This window comes from Rhodococcus sp. NPDC059234 (genome assembly GCF_042754225.1).
In the GTDB taxonomy this organism is placed as follows: domain Bacteria; phylum Actinomycetota; class Actinomycetes; order Mycobacteriales; family Mycobacteriaceae; genus Rhodococcus_G.
In genome coordinates, this window is sequence record NZ_JBHZAH010000051.1 from 1 (window position 1) to 17,573 (window position 17,573).

Here is a 17,573-nt window from a genome sequence, read left to right on the forward strand (position 1 = left end):
CCGTGTGGTCCGGGGCCTCGCCGCGTTCTCGGTGGAGCTGCCGGGAATTGAACCCGGGTCCTTCGCCGGATCGCCAGGGCTTCTCCGTGTGCAGTTCGCTATGCCTCTACTTGGATCTCCCGGTCTCGCGAACAAGCCGTGATGACGATCCCAGTCACTGTTTGATGTCCCGTCCGACTCCGCGACCGAGCCGGTAGGTAAAGCCCTCTAGCTGATGCCAGTACCCGACCCGAGGGCGAGATCGGACTGACAGACACGCTTCGCTACTTAGGCAGCGAGAGCGTAGTCGCGCTGATTGGAATCGGCGCTTATATGTTTGCAGCGACGCTTACGGTGGTCTCTTGCCTGCACCGACACGCTTCCCCTGACTCAACGTACAAAGTCGAAACCGTTCAGCCCCGTACGTTCCCAGCAACCTGCTGGGACCACACACTGTAACGCCCCCGCGCCGGAAAATCATCCCGGTTTTCCCGCGACCCAAATCCTGGACATTTGTCCAGAATGATCTACGCTTCCGATCACAATCGGATAGTTGTTTCGACGGGGGACCACGGACGCACATGACTCTTCTCGCCCGGCGCACCCGCCGCCGTCTCGTTCACGCGCTGTCGCTGTCGCTGGCGCTCGCCGTAGCGACGGCCGGGATCGCTGCCTCCGCACCGTCGCCCGCCCCCGTCGGCCCCGGCGACGACCCGGTCTTCGGCCTCGCGAACGGCTGCTACGCACTCGAATCCGAGCCCACCGGACAGTTCGTCCGCCGCGCCGACGCCGGCTACCGCGCAGACGCCCCAGCGGTCGGCGACGCCGAACCGCTGCGCATGCACGCCTCCCAGTTGGGCCGGTTCATGTTCTACGGCCGCGGCGGCGACATGATCGCCGGGGACGGCACCCAGAAGGTGGTCTCCACACGCGAGGCCACCCCCGCGACGGACTGGACCCTCACCCACACCGACGGCACCTACGCCATCACCTCCACCGCCAACGGCAACCAGCTGACCGCCGGCCCGAACGGGCTGGCGCTGAGCAACCCGGGCGTCGACCCGACGGGAGGACGGTTCACCCTCGTCGCGACCTCGGGCTGCGCCGACTTCCCCGACTCCGAGGTGAACGCCACCGGGGCCCCGCTGTCCGGGACCGGACCGAACGGCGAGGTGCGCGGCTTCATCGACGCGCACGTGCACCTGGACGCCAACCTCTTCATCGGCGGACAGGTGCACTGCGGCAAGCCCTTCGACCCGCAGGGCATCACCGTCGCACTGCGGGACTGCCCGGACCACGGCAGCAACGGACTGCCGGCCCTGCTCGAGAACGTCATCTCGCACGGCAGCCCGTTCGAGGAACACGACACCACCGGCTGGCCGACCTTCGCGGACTGGCCCGCCCACGACTCGCTCACCCACGAGCAGACCTACTACAAGTGGGTCGAGCGTGCGTGGCGCGGCGGACTCCGGATCTTCACGAACCTGCTGGTCAACAACCGGGTGCTGTGCGACGTCTACCCGATCAAGAATCGGTCCTGCAACGACATGGACACCATCCGGGCCGAGGCCACCCAGGTCCGCGAGATGCAGGACTACATCGACGCCCAGTACGGCGGGCCGGGCCGCGGCTGGTTCCGCATCGTGTCCTCACCCGAGCAGGTCCGCAAGGTCGCGGCCGAGGGCAAGCTCGCCGTCACCATCGGCATCGAGACGTCGGAACCGTTCGGCTGCAAGGTCGTCGGTGACGTCCCGCAGTGCTCCGAGGCCGATGTCGACCGCGGCCTCGACGAGGTGTACGCGATGGGTGTGCGGCAGATGATCGTCACGCACAAGTTCGACAACGCCTTCGGCGGCGTCCGGTTCGACCCGGCCGTGCAGGGCGTCGCCGTGAACGTCGGCAACTTCCTCAGCACCGGCAGGTTCTGGGAGGCCGGGCCGTGCACCGGCGCGGCCCACGACAACCCGCTGCTCAGCGTCGGCGACGGTCCCGCCGAGGCCCTGTCCGCGTTGCCGCCCGGCGTCACCACCCCGGTGTATCCGCAGGGCCCGCTGTGCAACACCCGCGGCCTGACCGCCCTCGGCGAGCACATGATTCGCGGAATGATGGACCGCGGCATGATCGTCGACATCGACCACATGAGCGTCCGAACCGCCGAGGACACCCTGAAGATCCTCGAGGACGCCAAGTACTCGGGCGTGGTCTCCAGCCACAGCTGGTCGGACCCGCTCCTCTACCAGCGGGTCTACGCGCTCGGCGGGTTCGTCGCGCTGTACGCCAGCCAGCTCGAACCGCAGAAGGCCGAGCCCGGACAGGACCCGAAGGCCGACCGTGAGCCGGGCTTCGTCGAGGCCTGGCGCAAGGCCCGCAAGGCCCGCAGCGACAAGTACTACTTCGGTTTCGGCTACGGCGCGGACACCAACGGCTTCGGCCCGCAGGCCGCCCCGCGCGACAGCGCGGCGACCGAGCCGCTGCAGTACCCGTACACGACGTTCGACGGCGGCACCGTGATGGACCGGCAACGGACCGGCCAGCGGGTGTTCGACCTCAACAAGGACGGCGTGGCCCAGTACGGCATGATCCCGGACTGGATCGCGGACATGAAGATCGCGGCGGGCGCCGACGGCGACCAGCTCATCGAGGACATGAGCCGCGGGGCCGAGGCGTACCTGCAGATGTGGGAGCGCGTCGCCAAGTAGCCGTTTGCAGTCTCGACAGGTCATTCCTCGGTCATTCCCGCCGATGCGACCACCTGACCCGCTTAGAATGGGTCAGCGAAGTCGCATCGGGAGGAGATCCCATGGCCGACCGCACCTCGGCCCGAGTCGGGCAGTTGATGTCCGTGTCGAGTCCGCAGCAGTTGCGCAACGTCGTACTGATCGGATGCAGCGGCGCCGGCAAGACCACCCTCGCCGAGTCGCTCGCCCTGACCGCGGGGGCGATCGGCAAGGCGGGCCGAGTCCCGGACGGCAACACCGTCTCCGACTACGAGGACATCGAGCACCAGCAGCAGCGGTCGGTGCAGTTGGCGGCGCTGCCACTGGACTGGAACGACGTGCGGATCAACCTGCTCGATCCGCCGGGCCATCCCGACTTCGCCGCGGAACTGCGCGCCGGACTGCACGCCGCCGACGCCGCCGTGTTCGTCGTCTCCGCGACCGACCCCGTCACCGCGCCGACCCGCGCGCTGTGGCGCGAGTGCGCGGAGGCGGGGATCCCCCGGGCCATCGTGGTCGCCAAGGTGGACGTCGCCCGCAGCAGCTTCGACGAGATCCTCACGTCGTGCCACGACGCCTTCGGTCTCGGCACCGACACCCTGCGACCGGTCTTCGTACCGGTCTACGCCGACGGAAGGCCTTGTGGTTCGGTCGATCTGCTGACCGGCCGACGCTACGGCGAGCCCGGCGAGGAACCGGCGGTCGGGGCCGCCCGCGAGAGCCTGGTCGAGGCCATCTCCGGCCAGGACGACACCCTGATGGAACGCTTCCTGTCGGGCGAGACGCTGGACGAGGACGCCCTGACCGAGGGCCTGCGGCACGAGATCGTGGACTGCACACTGCATCCCGCGCTGGCCGTGACCGACTACGGCGTCGGCTCGGCCGAACTGCTCGACCTGATCGTGGGCTCGTTCCCCGATCCCACCCATCGCGTCGGGGACCAGCCGGACGCGGACCCGGACGCGCCATTGGCAGCGCAGGTCGTCCGCGTCACCGGCGACCCCTACGTCGGCCGGATAAGCCTGATCCGGGTCTTCGCGGGCACCCTGCGTCCGGACACCCACGTCCACGTGATCGGGCCCGGCCGCGCCGACCCCACCGAGGAACGGATCACGACGCTGAGCGGGCCGTTCGGCAAACAGCAGCATCCCGTGCCGGAGGCGGTCGCCGGCGACCTGGTGTGCGTGGCGAAGGTCGCCAGCGCGCACATCGGGGACACCCTCGCCGACGACGGCGCGGCCGCCGCGCTGGCGACCTGGCCGCAGCCGGCCGCGCTGCTCCCGATCGCGGTCGAGGCGCACAGCAAGGCGGACGACGACAAGCTGTCGCAGTCGCTGACCCGGCTCCTCGCCGAGGATCCGGCGCTACGGCTCGAGCAGAACCCGCAGACCCACCAGATCGTGTTGTGGTGCACCGGCGAGGCGCACGCCGAGGTGACCCTCGACCGGCTCCGCAACCGGCACGGCGTGCACGTCGACACCGCCGACTACCGGGTCGCGCTGCAGGAGACGTTCGGTGCCAGCGCGTCCGGCCACGGCAGGCTGGTCAAGCAGTCCGGCGGCCACGGCCAGTACGCCATCTGCGATCTCGAGGTGGAACCGCTGCCGACCGGTGAGGGCTTCGAGTTCGTGGTCCGGGTCGTCGGCGGATCGGTGCCCAAACACTTCATCCCGTCGGTCGAGAAGGGGGTGCGCACTCAACTGCTCGCGGGCGTCGCGACCGGACACCCCCTCGTCGACGTGCGCGTGACCCTCGTCGACGGCAAGGCACACTCGGTGGACTCCTCGGACTCCGCGTTCCAGACCGCGGCGGCACTGGCCCTGCGGGACGCCGCCTCGCACACGGACATCCGACTGCTCGAACCGGTGTCCGCGGTGCGGGTGATCCTGCCCGACGACTACCTCGGCGCGGTGTTGAGCGACCTGTCGGCGCGCCGCGGCCACGTGCTCGGAACCGAGACCACCGAGCCGGGACTGGCACTGCTGCGCGCCGAGGTTCCCGAGATCGAACTGTCCCGCTATCCGGTGGACCTGCGCTCGCTCACGCACGGCACCGCCGAGTTCGCGCGGGCGCACCTGCGATACGAGCTGATGCCGACGTCGGTGGCGGCGCAGTACACCTAGGCGACCGCGATCATCGCGACCGCGGCGACGGCCAGCACCATGCCGAGCTGTTGCAGCCGGCCGACCCGCTCGCCGAGCATCGTCATCGCCAACAGCACGGTGGCCGCCGGGTAGAGCGATCCGATGACGCTGACCAGGGACAGCAGTCCGCCGGAGAACGCGTACATCATCGCGGCGTTCGCGACCACGTCGAGGAACGCGATCAGGAGCGCGAGCCGGATCACCCCGCGCGGCGGCGCGACGAACTGCGCGGACGCCAACGCCACCGCCCACACCACGACCGTCGCCGAGGCGCGCGACGCGGCCAGCGGCCACAGCCCGCCGCCGTCCCCGATCTCGTGCAGGCACACGAAGGCCACCGCGAACGCCAACCCGGACCCGACTGTCAGCCAGGCGATCCTCGGGGTGAAGCTCACCCGGTGCCCGTCGACCGCCTCGCCCGCGGTCTCCGCCGTCTCCCGGCTGACCATCACCACTGCGACCAGGGCGAGCACCACCCCGGCCAGGGCGAGTGGCCCGGGCCGCTCCCCCAGCACGAACCCGACCGCGACCGGAACGCCCGCCACCAGGACCGCCGTCAACGGCGACACCACCGACATCGGGCCGTCGGCCAGCGCCAGGTAGAACCACCACACCGCGAGACCGCCCGCTACGCCGGAGGCAGCGCCCCACAGCATCGCCTCGGTCGTGAGCTCGCCGGCCACCAGGGGCGCGACGGCGAGCACCATCAGCAGCGAGATCGGGTAGGAGACGATCACCACCCGCAGGGCGGCCACCCGGCGGGAGGCGATACCGCCGACGAAGTCACTCACCCCGTAACCGACGGCGGCGAGCAGCGCGAGCAGGACCGCCGTCAGCGGCTCATGCCCTTGACCCGCCTGCCCAGTTCGCGGGTCACCTCGCGCTCGGCGGTCCGCCGGGCCAGGTCCTGACGCTTGTCGTAGTCCTGCTTGCCCTTGGCCAGGGCCAGCTCCACCTTGACCTTGCCGTCCGAGAAGTACATCGACAGCGGCACCAGGGTCTGGTTGCCCTCCCGGGTCTTGCCGACGAGATGCTCGATCTCGCGCTTGTGCAGCAGCAGCTTCCGGGTGCGGCGAGGCGAGTGGTTGGTCCAACTGCCCTGCGTGTACTCGGGGATGTGCAGTCCGCGCAGCCACACCTCGCCGTCGTCGACGGTGGCGAAGGCGTCGACCAGCGACGCCTTGCCCTCACGCAGGCTCTTCACCTCGGTGCCGACCAGCGCGATGCCCGCCTCGTAGGTGTCGATGATGGTGTAGTTGTGCCGCGCCTTGCGGTTACTCGCGATGACCTTGCGGCCCTTTTCCTTCACGTCCGGGCCCTTCAGTCCGCTGAGGTGTACAAGAAATGTCCAGTACCTAAGGATAGTTCGCCCGGCAACTCGTTATTCCCGCACGTACAGACGCAGCGTCACGTACGCGGTCACCGCGGCCATTCCGACGCCGACGAGCGCCAGGAACGGCGCGACCAGCAGCACGTCGCTGTTCGAGATCCGGGCGACGATGTTCGCGTCGTAGACGTCGCTGAGCATGTCGTCGATGAACAGGCTCTTCGCCGTGAACAGTCCGGCGATGGCAAGCCCGGCGCCGACCAGCGCGGCCACGACGGCCTCGAGCAGGAACGGCAGCTGGGTGTACCACCGGGTCGCGCCGACCAGTCGCATGATGCCGACCTCGGTGCGACGGGTGAACGCGGCGATCTGGACCATGTTCGCGATCAGCAGGATCGACGCGATCGCCTGCACGATCGCGATGGCGAACGCGGCGTTGCGGATCCCGTTCAGCACGCTGAACAGTCGTTCCACCAGGTCGCGCTGGTTGAGCACGCTCTGCACGCCCGGCCGGGTTGCGAATGCGTCGTTGACGACGCCGAAGCGTTCGGCATCGGACAGCTTGACCTTGAACGAGGCCGGCAGCGCCTCGGGGCTGACCATCGACGCGAGCTCGGGCTGGTCCTTGAACACCCGGTTCTTGGCGTCGGCGACCGCGTCCTCACGGTTGAGGTACTGGACCGAGACGACTGAGGGTGTGTCCTCGAGGTCCTTGCGCAGGCCCTTGCAGATGTCCTGGGTGCAGCCGGGGTCCGCGACCGACACGTCGTCGGTGAGGAAGATCTGCACCTCCACCCGGTCGAGGAAGATCTGCTGCGTCTTGCCCGCCATCTGGACGACGAGCAGGCCGCCGCCGAAGAGTCCGAGCGAGATCGCGGTCGTCAGGATCATCGCGATCGTCATGGTGATGTTGCGGCGCAGGCCGGTGAAAACCTCGCCGAAGATGAAGCTGGCGCGCATCGGAAGTCGTTGTCCTTCGTGTGTCGGGGCGGGACGGCGGGCGGGTCGCGGCTAGCGCCCCACGCCGTACACGCCGCGGGCCTCGTCGCGCACCACGCGTCCGAGGTCGAGTTCGACCACCCTTCGCCGCATCGAGTCGACGATGTGGTTGTCGTGGGTGGCCATCAAGACGGTGGTTCCGGTTCGGTTGATCCGTTCGAGCAGCAGCATGATGTCGCCGCTGGTGTCCGGGTCCAGGTTGCCGGTCGGCTCGTCGGCGAGCAGGACCAGCGGGCGGTTCACGAACGCCCGCGCGATGGCGACGCGCTGCTGCTCGCCGCCGGACAGCTCGCTGGGCAGCCGGTCGGCCTTGCCGGACAGTCCGACGAGGTCGAGCACCTCGGGCACCGTGCGATCGATCATGTTGCGCGGTTTGCCGATCACCTCGAGGGCGAACGCGACGTTCTCCGAGACCGTCTTCTGCTGGAGCAGCCGGAAGTCCTGGAACACGCAACCGACCGTCTGCCGCAGCTTCGGCACCCGCCGGCCGGAGAGCCGATTGACGTGGAAGTCCGCCACGTGCACCTCACCCGATGTCGGGGTCTCCTCCTTGAGGAGCAGGCGCATGAAAGTGGACTTCCCGGACCCGGACGGACCGATGAGAAAGACGAATTCGCCCTTGTCGACCGAGACGCTCACCTTGTCCAGGGCGGGCCGAGACGACGCCTTGTACGACTTCGACACATTCTCCACGCTGATCACGAGGCGCCAGTCTAGCCGTGATCCGACCGTGCCCAGCCGGTAACCGTGGGGCCGCAGGTCGGGGCGTCAGGGCGTGCTCGGCGCGGGCGCGGAAGTGGTCACCGCGCCGGACTCGGACGGCGCCTCCACCACCCCCGGCGGCAGCTGGATCCCGGGCGGAACGTGCAACCCCGGCGGCAGCACGATCATCGGCGGCGTCGTCGAGGTCGTCGCGGCGGCCGTCTCACTCGACGGTGCCGCGGTGGTGGTGGTCGGGGGCGTGGTGGTCGGACGCGAACTGGTGGTGGGCTGCCTTGCCGGGGCACTGCTCGGCGCCGGGGCCTGCTGGCTCGGCGCGGGCTGCTCCGAGCCGGCGGGAGACTCCGGATTGACGGACCCGTAGATCACGGAGGTGGCGAGGAAGGCGAGGACGAGGAACACGGTCGACGTGCGGACCCGGCCGCCGAACAGTCTCGTCGGCATCCGCCAGTTCGTCGGCATCCGCCAGCGTTGGCCGGCCATCAGGACTCCCCTCCTTCCGAGTCGACGGCGAGGTCGGGGCCGACGAAGATGCCCTCCCGGCGCAGCGCGGCCGCCACCCGGACCCGCAGCTCGCGCCCCACCTGGAACTGCTTGCCCGGGAGCGTGCGCGCGACCATCCGGATGTTCACGGTCTCCAGTTCGAGGGATTCGACACCCATCACCGACGGCTCGTCGAGCAGCAACGGCTCGAGGTCGAGGTCCGCGAACGCGTCCCGGCCGACCTCCCGCAGCACGTCGTTGACATGGTTGATGTCGACCGTCGTCGGGACGGGCACGTCGACGACCGCACGCGCCCAGTCCTTGGACAGATTGACCGCCTTGACGATCTGACCGTTCGGCACGGTGATCACCTCGCCGTCGGACGAGCGCAGCCGGGTGACCCGCAGAGTGACGTCCTCGACGGTTCCGTACGCATCGTCACCGGAGCCGGTGATCGCGATCCGCACCACGTCACCGAAACCGTACTGACGCTCGGCGATGATGAAGAAGCCCGCGAGGATGTCCTGCACCACGCGCTGCGCGCCGAAGCCGAGGGCGGCACCGAGCACCGTCGCCGGCGCGACCAGGCTGCTGACCGCGAAGCCGAGTCGCTGCAGCACCTCGATGGTCACCAGGGTGTACACGATGGTGATGAGCACCCAGGTGATGACCTGTGCGAGGGCGTGCCGGTGCTTGGTCGTCTCCGACCGGACCAGCGCGTCGCCCTCCTTGTAATTGAGGTCGATCCGGTCGGTGATCGTGTTGCCGATCCAGCTCAGGAACCTGCCCGCGAGCAGCCCGCCGAGCACGTACAACACGATCTCGAGGCCGCTCGAGCGCAGCCACGTTTCGAAGTTGGACTCGGCGCCCCACCCGAGCGCGACGACGGTCAACTAGTCCTGCTCTCCGCGCATTCGCCAACGGATGCCGGACTCGATGAACCCGTCGAGGTCGCCGTCGAGCACTGCGGACGGGTTGTTCACCTCGTACTCGGTCCGCAGGTCCTTGACCATCTGGTACGGGTGCAGCACGTAGGAGCGCATCTGGTTGCCCCAGGAACTGCCGCCGTCGCCCTTGAGCGCGTCCATCTCGGCCCGCTCCTCCTGGCGCTTGCGCTCGAGCAGCTTGGCCTGGAGCACCCGCATGGCGGACACCTTGTTCTGCAGCTGCGACTTCTCGTTCTGACAGGTCACCACGATGCCGGTCGGCACGTGCGTCAGACGCACGGCGGAGTCGGTGGTGTTGACGGACTGTCCGCCGGGTCCGGACGAGCGGTACACGTCGACCCGGACATCGTTCTCGTCGATGTCGATGTGGTCGGTGGTCTCGACGACGGGCAGCACCTCGACCTCGGCGAACGAGGTCTGGCGGCGACCCTGGTTGTCGAACGGGCTGATCCGCACGAGCCGGTGGGTGCCCATCTCGATGGAGAGGGTGCCGTACGCGTACGGCGCCTTGACCGCGAAGGTCGCCGACTTGATGCCGGCCTCCTCGGCGTAGGAGGTGTCGTAGACCTCGACGCCGTAGCCGTGCTTCTCGGCCCAGCGGATGTACATCCGCATCAGCATCTCGGCCCAGTCGGCCGCGTCCACGCCGCCCGCACCGGACCGGATGTTGACCAGCGCGTCACGCGGGTCGTACTCCCCCGACAGCATGGTCTTGACTTCCATCGCCTCGATGTCGGTGCGCAGGCTGGTCCGCTCGGCGTCGGCGTCGGCGACCGCCTCGGCGCCCTCCTCCTCGGCGAGCTCGTAGAGCACCGACATGTCCTCGAGGCGCGAGCGCAGGTCCACGACGCGCCGCAGTTCGGCCTGCGCGTGCGAGAGCGCGCTGGTGACCTGCTGGGCGTGGTCCTGGTTGTTCCACAGGTCCGGATCCGCCGCCTGATGCTCGAGCTCGTCGATACGGCGGCGCAGCTCCTCGACGTCCAACACCGCCTCGACGGTGGTCAGAGTGGTGTCGAGCTCGGCGAGGTCAGCGGAAACGTCGGGATGCACAAGAGTCAAGGTTACCGGGTCCGCCGCCCGCCCCAGGCTGCGCCCGCGCGCATCCGATCATTGCGATCGACCGGAGCCGAAACCTTGCCCGACCCGGTGTCCCCGCGTTGCATGGAAGTGACACCGACCGGACGGGAGCCATCATGACCGTGACCGACGAATACCTGCGAAACAACGCCGAGTACGCCAAGACCTTCCGCGGGCCCCTGCCGCTGCCGCCGAGCCGGCACGTCGCGGTGCTCGCGTGCATGGACGCGCGGCTGGACGTGTACCGGCTTCTCGGACTCCGAGACGGCGAGGCACACGTGATCCGCAACGCCGGGGGCGTGGTCACCGACGACGAGATCCGGTCGCTGGCGATCAGTCAGCGACTGCTCGGCACCACCGAGATCATCCTCATCCACCACACCGACTGCGGCATGCTCACCTTCACCGACGACGCCTTCAAGAGGTCGATTCAGGACGAGACCGGCATCAAGCCGTCGTGGTCCCCGGAGTCGTTCGGCGACCTCGAGGAGGACGTGCGCCAGTCGCTGCGACGGATCGAGACGAGTCCCTTCGTCACCGCGACGACGTCGCTGCGCGGGTTCGTGTTCGACGTCGCGACCGGGGCGCTCACCGAGGTGACGCGCCGGTAGTGTCTGTGTCCGTGACCGACCGCGCAGCCGACCTCGCCCTCGCCCTCCGAATCGCCGACGAAGCCGACGCGATCACCAGGGCACGATTCGGTGCGCTCGACCTGGTGGTCGACGACAAGCCCGACCTCACTCCGGTCTCGGACGCGGACCTCGCCGTGGAGCGCGCGGCGCGCGCGGTACTGACCGACGCCCGGCCCGCGGACGCGGTGCTCGGCGAGGAGTTCGGCGGTGACGCGTCGTTCCAGGGTCGGCAGTGGGTGATCGATCCGATCGACGGCACCAAGAACTTCGTGCGCGGGGTACCGGTCTGGGCGACGCTGATCGCACTGCTCGAGGACGGCGTTCCGGTGGTCGGTGTGGTCAGCGCGCCGGCGCTCTCCCGGCGTTGGTGGGCGTCCGGCGGGGCCGGCGCCTTCGCGTCGTTCGACGGCGGCGAGCCGAGACGGATCTCGGTGTCCGCCGTCGACCGCCTCGAATCGGCGAGCCTGAGCTTCTCGAGCCTGAGCGGGTGGCGCGACCGCGGCATCCGGGACCGGTTCCTCGACCTCACCGACGCCGTGTGGCGGGTGCGCGGCTACGGCGACTTCTTCTCCTACTGCCTGCTGGCGGAGGGCACCCTCGAGATCGCCGCCGAGCCGGAGGTCTCGCTGTGGGACCTGGCCCCGCTCGACCTGTTGGTCCGGGAGGCCGGCGGCCGGTTCACCGCGCTGGACGGCGGCGCGGGTCCGCACGGCGGCAGCGCTGTCGCGACCAACGGACTGCTGCACGAGCAGGTCCTCGACCTCCTGGGGACCCGCCGCGGCTAGAAGATCGCGGCGGTGATCAACGCCAGTAGCGGCGTGACGCCCTGCACGATCGCGGGCCGCAGGTACTTCGGTCCGGTCGACGCCAGCACGAGCGCGGCGCCGACGATGCTCACGCAGCAGAAGACCACGATCGCGTGGCCGGCGACACCACCGACCACGAGACCCACCGCTATGCCGATCGCCAGGAAGAGGTTGTAGAACCCCTGGTTGAAGGCCAGCGGACGGGCGACGTCGGCGTCGGCCTGGCTGGTGAGCCCGAAGCGTTTCCACACCTGCGGCCTGCTCCACCACAGGCTCTCCATTCCGAAGATCACGACGTGCAGCGCCGCGGCGATTCCAGCGAGGACCTGCGCGATGACCGGCATGAGGAAACGATGCCACGCGCGCGGTAGTTAGCACAGCGGAACCGTCACCACAAGGCCCGGACGAAGGACCTGCTCGCCCCGGACTCCGGCCCCGGGGCGGACGCCTTCCCCACCCGCCCCCGCGAAGACTCGGTACCGACAGCGCCGACGTCTCGAGGAGCACCATGCACGACATCTCCCGGCGGTCATTCCTGTTCGGACTGGCCGCCACCCCGATCGCACTGACCGCCGGATGTGCTCTCGGACAGTCGAACCCGGTCGGCGTCTCGGGCGCCGCCCGTCGGTTGCCCATCCCGCCGCTCGCCACCGCGACCGTCGACGCATCGGGCACCCGACACTTCACGCTGCGGGCAGGTGTCGGAACCGCCGAGATCGTCGCCGGGAAGTCCACGCCGACATGGGGATTCAACGGGTCGATTCTGGGCCCGACCATCCGTGCCCGGCGCGGCGAGCAGGTGTCGTTCACCGTCGACAACACGCTGCCGGAGCCCACCACGGTGCACTGGCACGGAATGCACGTGCCCGCCCGCTTCGACGGCGGACCGCACCAGAGCATCGAGCCCGGCGCGCGTTGGCAGCCGGCCTGGACGGTGAACCAGCCGGGCGCCACGCTCTGGTACCACCCGCATCCGCACGGCAGCACCGAGAAGCACGTCTACCGGGGTCTGGCCGGACTCTTCCTCGTCGACGACGAGGTGACCGACTCCGCGGACCTGCCCAAGACCTACGGCGTGGACGACATTCCGTTGATCATCCAGGACAAGCGGTTCACCGCCGACGGGTCGCTCGACGAGTCCGACTCGACCGACGTCGGCCTGCTGGGGGACACGCTGGTCACCAACGGAATCGCGGGCGCCTACCTGCCGGTCACCACGCAGCGGGTCCGCCTGCGCATCCTCAACGGCTCGTCCGGGCGGATGTACAACCTGGGATTCTCCGACGACCGGCAGTTCCATCTGGTGGCGACCGACGGCGGACTGCTCGCCGCACCGGTGGCGCTCACCCGGATTCGGGTCAGTCCCGGCGAGCGGGTGGAGATCGTGGTCGCGGTGGCCGCCGGGGCGTCGGCGCTGTTGCGGACCCACCCGTTCGAGGACCGAGCCGGGCTGCCCGCGGGAGACGCCGCCGGCTTCGGTGTCGCGGACAGCTTCGACGTCCTCGAACTGCGACAGGGCCGGAGTCCGGACGCCTCCCCCGCGATTCCCGCGTCGCTCGCCGCCCTCGACCCGGTCGATCCGTCCGGCGCGGCGGCCGAGCGTGACTTCGAACTGCGGTGGTTCATGATCAACAACACCCGGATGGACATGAACCGCATCGACTTCTCCGCCACCGTCGACACCACGGAGATCTGGACGGTCCGCAACGTCGACAACTGGCCGCACAACTTCCACGTCCACGACGCGCAGTTCCGGATCGTCGACATCGACGGGGCCTCGCCGCCACCGGAACTGGCCGGCTGGAAGGACACCGTGTACACCCCTCCGGGGCAACGGATCCGGCTGGCGCTGCGCTTCACCGAACACACCGACCCCACGATCCCGTACATGTACCACTGCCACCTGTTGATGCACGAGGACCAGGGCATGATGGGGCAGTTCCTCGTCGTCGAGCCGGGACAACGCCCCGCCCCGCCTGCAACAGCGCCCACCGGCGGCGGGCACGGCGGTCACTCGGGTTGACGCCCGCCGTGCCGGTGCCAGAACACCGCAAGCCGCACCCGGTTGTCGCACCCCGTCTTGTCCATCAGGTTGGCGACGTGCGTCTTGACCGTGGTGACCCCGAGATGCAGTCGGTCGGCGATCTCCTGGTTGCTCAGCCCCTCCCCGACCAGTGCGAGCACCTCGTTCTCGCGCCCGGTCAACGCCACCGCCGGAGCATCCGCCACCGCTGCCGGGTTCGTGTCGAGGGCGCGCTCGACCACCCGGCGCAGCACGGCGGGCGAGAACAGCATGTCCCCGTCCACCGTTCGGCGGATCGCGCTCAGCAGGTCGGTGGGCGCGGTGTCCTTGACCAGGAAGCCCGCCGCGCCCGCCGCCAGCGCGGGGTAGAGGTGATCGTCGTCGTCGAAGGTGGTCAGCACCAGCACCTTCGCGCCCGATCCGGCCGCCCGGATCTGCCGGGTCGCCTCGATGCCGTCCAGTCCCGGCATCCGCAGGTCCATCAGGACCAGGTCCGGTGACAGCTCGGCGGCCAGCCGGACGGCCTCGGCCCCGTTCGACGCCTCACCGACGACGTCGAGGTCGCCGGTGGACTCGCACAGCATCGCGAGTCCGGCCCGGACGAGACGCTGGTCGTCGGCGATCACCAGGCGGATCATCGGTCGCCGTCCCTGCTCGCGCGCTCGTGGGCCGGCGCGACCACGCCCGCGGGCAGCCAGGCGTCGACCTCCCACCCGCGGTCGGCGGCGCCCACGTCGAGGGTTCCGCCGACGAGTTCGACCCGCTCGCCCATCCCGAGGATGCCGTGACCGTCCGGGTTCGACGGTCCCTCGCCGCGAACGGCATTGGTGATCCGCACGGCGATGCCGGCGCTGCGTCGCTGCACGGCGAGGAGCACCTCGCCGGTCGGGTCCCCGTGCTTCATCACATTGGTCAGCGACTCCTGCACGACCCGCAACAGGGTCAGCCGCCCGATCGCGTCCAGACCGCCGAGATCGGGATCCACCTCCGGGGTGACGACGAAACCGGCCGCGCGGGTCCGCTCGACCGCGGCGTCGATCTCGGTCCGCACGGCGTCGGATTCGACGAGCGCGACCTCACCGAGCGCCGGATCACGCAGCGCGACGAGCAGCCGTCGGATGTCGCCCAGCGCGTCGGACGCGGTGGCGTGCACGTCGTCGAGCACGTCCTGGACGCGTGGGTCGGCATCCGCGAGCACGTGCCGCGCCACCCCGATCCGCAGCACGATCGAGGCCATGTGGTGCGCGACCAGGTCGTGCAGTTCGCGGGCGACCGCGCTGCGTTCGACGACCCGCGCGTGCACGGCCGCCTCGGCCCGGCGCGACTCGGCCACCGCGGCCTGCGCGCGGAAGGTCGTCGCGAGATCCCGCTGCGCACGCAGGTACAGCCCCAGCAGGAGTGGCAACCCGACGTACGCCACCGTCGCGACGGCGGTGGCGGCACGCCAGAAGCCCGAATAGTTGTCGAACCAGATTCCGGCGACCACCGCGAGCGTCCAGCACCCCGCGGCGACGACCACGGCCCCGGTCCGTCGATCTCGCATCGTGAGCTCGGCCAGCGCGACCGCGCCGAGGTACGGGACGAGGCCGGACAGCCCCCAGGCGTGCGCCGCGAACATCGGTACCGCCAGCGCCGACTCCGCGATCGACACCGCCAACGGCCACCGGTCGCCCACCACGAACACGGCCGCGGCCGTCATCGCGAGCACCCAGTAGCCCGCCGGCACCCGGTATTCACCCGGATACGTGCTCGCCAGCAGCAGAATCGGGACCAGGACGAGCGGCGCGCACCGCACCAGCAGTCGTGCGTTGCGGGCGGAGCGAATCCTGGTCACCACCCAACGGTAGGTGAATCGCGCACCGGGAACCTCCTGCTCCGGGAGGAGACCGTTCAGGTCCGGTTCGCGCTGCTGCCCAGGTCGACCTCGAGGACGGCACCGCTCGTGTGTGCCGCGCCGACGAAGTACATCACCGCGCGCGTGACCTCCTCCGGCTCGACCCACGGAACCCGCATCGGTGACAGTCCGGCGAACCGGGGCAGGGCGTCCTCGAGCGTCGGATGTTCGAGCTCGGGGCAGAAGATGCGAAATGTGCTCTCGTTCAGCACCATCGGCGTCGCGACCGTGGTCGGGCACACCACGTTGGCGGTGATGCCTGCCGTCGCCACCTCGAGGGCGACCGTCTTGACCAGCCCGATCAGACCCCACTTGGACGCGCTGTAGTGACCGAGATTGCGCATGCCGCCGCGCCCCGCACCCGAGGAGATCGCCACGATCCGCCCGAATCCACCGCGCTTCATCAGCGGTACCGCGGCCCGAATGCAGCGGAAGCCACCGGCGAGGTTGGTCTCGATCATGTCCGACCACATCTCGTCCGAGATCGCGTCGACCTCGGAGAACGCGCAGATGCCCGCGTTCGCGACCAGCACGTCGAGGCGGCCGAAGCGTGCGTCCACCTGATCGAACAGCTCACGGACGGACTCCGAACTCCGGACGTCGGTTTCGACTGCGATCGCCGAACCGCCGGCCGCGCAGATCTCGGCAACGGCCTCGTCGAGATCCGCGCGGGTGCTCAACGGGTACGGCACGGTGGCGATCTGGTCGACGATGTCGGCCAACACCACCGTGGCGCCCTCCGCGGCCAGCGCGACCGCGTGGGCCCGCCCCTGCCCACGCGCGGCGCCCGTGACCACGGCGACCCGTCCGTCCAGCATGCCCATGTCAGCTCTCCTCCTCGTTCAGTCCGTAGATCCTGCGCGCGGTGGTCGCGAACAGTGCCGATCGCTCGCCGGCCGCGAACTGGTCCGCCGCCGCGAAGTATCCGTCGTAGAGCCGATCGAACTCGCCGTACATGCGGTCCACCGGGAAGTTGCTCGCGAACATGGCACGCTGCGGTCCGAACACCTCGAGGCACCGGTGCACCCACGGCCGCTGCACCGCGGCGTCGAGGGTGTGCAGGGTCATGCCCAGCCCGGAGATCTTGCAGTGCACGTTCGGCCGCCGTCCCAGCGATCCCAGTGCCGCCGACCACTCGTCGAAATCGGTTGCCACGATGGGCCATCCGGCGTGCTCGAGCACGACGGTCAGGTCCTCGTAGCCTTCCAGCGCAGCCGACCAGCCGGGCATCGAGTGCGGGTGCGCGACGAGGTCGAAGACCAGCGAGTGCCGCCTCAGGTAGTCGAGCAGCGGTGTGACCGACTCGTCCTCCGGCCCCAGCCCGCGCAGCACCCGGACACCGCGGAAAAGCGGGCTGCGGCGCTGCGCGTCGAGGTCGGCCTCCATGCTCGGCCAGTCGCGGCCGGGGTCGACGGTGCCGATCGCCGCGGCCGGCCAGCCGCCCGTCGCGGCGAGCTCGTCGAGCCACGCCAGTTCGTCGAGGTGCGCGCCGGGCCTGCTGGTCGCGGAGACGTGCACGATCGCCCGGATGTCGTAGCCGGCGGTGTCGGCGCGGTAGTCGACCTCGGTGTAGTCGTGCGCCATCCGCCGTAGGTCGCCCAGGGTCGAGGGGTTGGTCTCGTCCGGCTCCTGCATCAGCGGATACCACCGCCGGTCGGACGGAAGCCAGTGATGCACGTGCGGGTCGATGATCGTGGTTCCCGTTGTGTCCGCCATCCTGCCGAGGATGCCGCGTTCGGCGCCGAGGACCAAGATCGCCACCCGCTGACCGGAAATCCGGGGGTGACCCTCGTCACTTGCCTGGAACGCTCGACTTCACTTCTTA

17 protein-coding genes and 1 other RNA gene are annotated in these 17,573 nt (G+C 69.6%); 5 read left to right on the plus strand and 13 right to left on the minus strand.

Annotation, left to right across the window (positions count from 1 at the left end; translation table 11 throughout):
* Positions 1-29: 29 nt before the first annotated feature.
* Positions 30-400: a transfer-messenger RNA gene (gene ssrA / locus ACFXGJ_RS12895) on the minus strand.
* A 160-nt stretch (positions 401-560) separates the two neighbouring features.
* On the opposite strand from ssrA, the gene ACFXGJ_RS12900 reads away from it, so the two are divergent.
* A complete protein-coding gene (locus tag ACFXGJ_RS12900) occupies positions 561-2,678 on the plus strand; it encodes a membrane dipeptidase (RefSeq protein ID WP_378620046.1) in 2,118 nt (705 codons plus the stop codon).
* A 101-nt stretch (positions 2,679-2,779) separates the two neighbouring features.
* Positions 2,780-4,819, plus strand: coding sequence for an elongation factor G-like protein EF-G2 (locus tag ACFXGJ_RS12905; protein WP_378620048.1), 2,040 nt, complete (start codon positions 2,780-2,782; stop codon positions 4,817-4,819).
* On the opposite strand, the gene ACFXGJ_RS12910 is transcribed toward ACFXGJ_RS12905, so the two are convergent.
* From ACFXGJ_RS12910 to prfB, 7 genes are all read right to left on the minus strand, one after another.
* Positions 4,816-5,676 carry an EamA family transporter gene (locus ACFXGJ_RS12910; protein WP_378620138.1) on the minus strand — a complete coding sequence of 287 codons (861 nt, stop codon included), beginning with the start codon at positions 5,674-5,676 and terminating at the stop codon, positions 4,816-4,818. The genes ACFXGJ_RS12905 and ACFXGJ_RS12910 overlap by 4 nt on opposite strands.
* Positions 5,673-6,149, minus strand: coding sequence for an SsrA-binding protein SmpB (gene smpB, locus ACFXGJ_RS12915; protein ID WP_142096856.1), 477 nt, complete (start codon positions 6,147-6,149; stop codon positions 5,673-5,675). Before smpB ends, ACFXGJ_RS12910 begins: the two co-directional genes overlap by 4 nt.
* Before the next feature lie 72 nt (positions 6,150-6,221).
* Entirely contained in the window at positions 6,222-7,127 is a 906-nt protein-coding gene (gene ftsX / locus ACFXGJ_RS12920) for a permease-like cell division protein FtsX (RefSeq protein ID WP_378620053.1), read from the minus strand.
* 51 nt (positions 7,128-7,178) lie between these two features.
* The gene (ftsE, locus tag ACFXGJ_RS12925; protein ID WP_378422717.1) at positions 7,179-7,868 is read right to left on the minus strand and encodes a cell division ATP-binding protein FtsE; all 690 of its coding nucleotides are present in this window, start codon (positions 7,866-7,868) and stop codon (positions 7,179-7,181) included.
* A 66-nt stretch (positions 7,869-7,934) separates the two neighbouring features.
* Positions 7,935-8,369: a hypothetical protein gene (locus ACFXGJ_RS12930; protein ID WP_378620057.1), complete on the minus strand. Its 435-nt coding sequence runs from the start codon at positions 8,367-8,369 to the stop codon at positions 7,935-7,937.
* Positions 8,369-9,262: a mechanosensitive ion channel family protein gene (locus tag ACFXGJ_RS12935; protein ID WP_378620059.1), complete on the minus strand. Its 894-nt coding sequence runs from the start codon at positions 9,260-9,262 to the stop codon at positions 8,369-8,371. The genes ACFXGJ_RS12930 and ACFXGJ_RS12935 overlap by 1 nt, the downstream gene beginning before the upstream one ends.
* Positions 9,263-10,366, minus strand: coding sequence for a peptide chain release factor 2 (gene prfB / locus ACFXGJ_RS12940; protein WP_378422711.1), 1,104 nt, complete (start codon positions 10,364-10,366; stop codon positions 9,263-9,265).
* Between the two features lie 143 nt (positions 10,367-10,509).
* Here prfB and ACFXGJ_RS12945 point away from each other — a divergent pair, with 143 nt between their 5' ends.
* Both ACFXGJ_RS12945 and hisN read left to right on the plus strand, forming a co-directional pair.
* Positions 10,510-11,004: a beta-class carbonic anhydrase gene (locus ACFXGJ_RS12945; RefSeq protein ID WP_378620062.1), complete on the plus strand. Its 495-nt coding sequence runs from the start codon at positions 10,510-10,512 to the stop codon at positions 11,002-11,004.
* Positions 11,005-11,015: 11 nt separating this feature from the next.
* On the plus strand, positions 11,016-11,810 hold the full coding sequence (gene hisN / locus ACFXGJ_RS12950) for a histidinol-phosphatase (RefSeq protein WP_378620064.1): 795 nt from the start codon (positions 11,016-11,018) through the stop codon (positions 11,808-11,810).
* On the opposite strand, the gene ACFXGJ_RS12955 is transcribed toward hisN, so the two are convergent.
* Positions 11,807-12,175 (minus strand): DUF1304 domain-containing protein, encoded by a 369-nt coding sequence (locus ACFXGJ_RS12955; RefSeq protein ID WP_378620067.1) that lies wholly within the window; start codon positions 12,173-12,175, stop codon positions 11,807-11,809. The genes hisN and ACFXGJ_RS12955 overlap by 4 nt on opposite strands.
* 164 nt (positions 12,176-12,339) lie before the next feature.
* Between ACFXGJ_RS12955 and ACFXGJ_RS12960 the strand changes: the two genes are divergently transcribed.
* Entirely contained in the window at positions 12,340-13,854 is a 1,515-nt protein-coding gene (locus tag ACFXGJ_RS12960) for a multicopper oxidase family protein (RefSeq protein WP_378620069.1), read from the plus strand.
* Here ACFXGJ_RS12960 and ACFXGJ_RS12965 read toward each other — a convergent pair.
* The 4 genes from ACFXGJ_RS12965 to ACFXGJ_RS12980 are packed head-to-tail and all read right to left on the minus strand — an operon-like array spanning position 13,842 to position 17,509.
* Positions 13,842-14,492 carry a response regulator gene (locus ACFXGJ_RS12965; RefSeq protein ID WP_378620072.1) on the minus strand — a complete coding sequence of 217 codons (651 nt, stop codon included), beginning with the start codon at positions 14,490-14,492 and terminating at the stop codon, positions 13,842-13,844. The genes ACFXGJ_RS12960 and ACFXGJ_RS12965 overlap by 13 nt on opposite strands.
* Entirely contained in the window at positions 14,489-15,688 is a 1,200-nt protein-coding gene (locus tag ACFXGJ_RS12970; protein WP_378620075.1) for a sensor histidine kinase, read from the minus strand. The genes ACFXGJ_RS12965 and ACFXGJ_RS12970 overlap by 4 nt, the downstream gene beginning before the upstream one ends.
* Positions 15,689-15,744: 56 nt before the next feature.
* Complete coding sequence (locus ACFXGJ_RS12975; protein ID WP_378620078.1) at positions 15,745-16,572, minus strand: mycofactocin-coupled SDR family oxidoreductase; 828 nt, start codon at positions 16,570-16,572, stop codon at positions 15,745-15,747.
* A gap of 1 nt (position 16,573) precedes the next feature.
* On the minus strand, positions 16,574-17,509 hold the full coding sequence (locus ACFXGJ_RS12980; protein WP_378620081.1) for an amidohydrolase family protein: 936 nt from the start codon (positions 17,507-17,509) through the stop codon (positions 16,574-16,576).
* Positions 17,510-17,573 lie beyond the last annotated feature (64 nt).

Excerpts from the sequence above, each read along its gene's own strand:
- ACFXGJ_RS12900 (WP_378620046.1), top strand. The coding sequence starts at position 561 with ATGACTCTTCTCGCCCGGCGCACCCGCCGCCGTCTCGTTCACGCGCTG.
- ACFXGJ_RS12905 (WP_378620048.1), top strand. The coding sequence starts at position 2,780 with ATGGCCGACCGCACCTCGGCCCGAGTCGGGCAGTTGATGTCCGTGTCG.
- ftsX (WP_378620053.1), bottom strand. The coding sequence starts at position 7,127 with ATGCGCGCCAGCTTCATCTTCGGCGAGGTTTTCACCGGCCTGCGCCGC.
- ACFXGJ_RS12930 (WP_378620057.1), bottom strand. The coding sequence starts at position 8,369 with ATGGCCGGCCAACGCTGGCGGATGCCGACGAACTGGCGGATGCCGACG.
- ACFXGJ_RS12945 (WP_378620062.1), top strand. The coding sequence starts at position 10,510 with ATGACCGTGACCGACGAATACCTGCGAAACAACGCCGAGTACGCCAAG.
- ACFXGJ_RS12955 (WP_378620067.1), bottom strand. The coding sequence starts at position 12,175 with ATGCCGGTCATCGCGCAGGTCCTCGCTGGAATCGCCGCGGCGCTGCAC.
- ACFXGJ_RS12960 (WP_378620069.1), top strand. The coding sequence starts at position 12,340 with ATGCACGACATCTCCCGGCGGTCATTCCTGTTCGGACTGGCCGCCACC.
- ACFXGJ_RS12965 (WP_378620072.1), bottom strand. The coding sequence starts at position 14,492 with ATGATCCGCCTGGTGATCGCCGACGACCAGCGTCTCGTCCGGGCCGGA.
- ACFXGJ_RS12975 (WP_378620078.1), bottom strand. The coding sequence starts at position 16,572 with ATGGGCATGCTGGACGGACGGGTCGCCGTGGTCACGGGCGCCGCGCGT.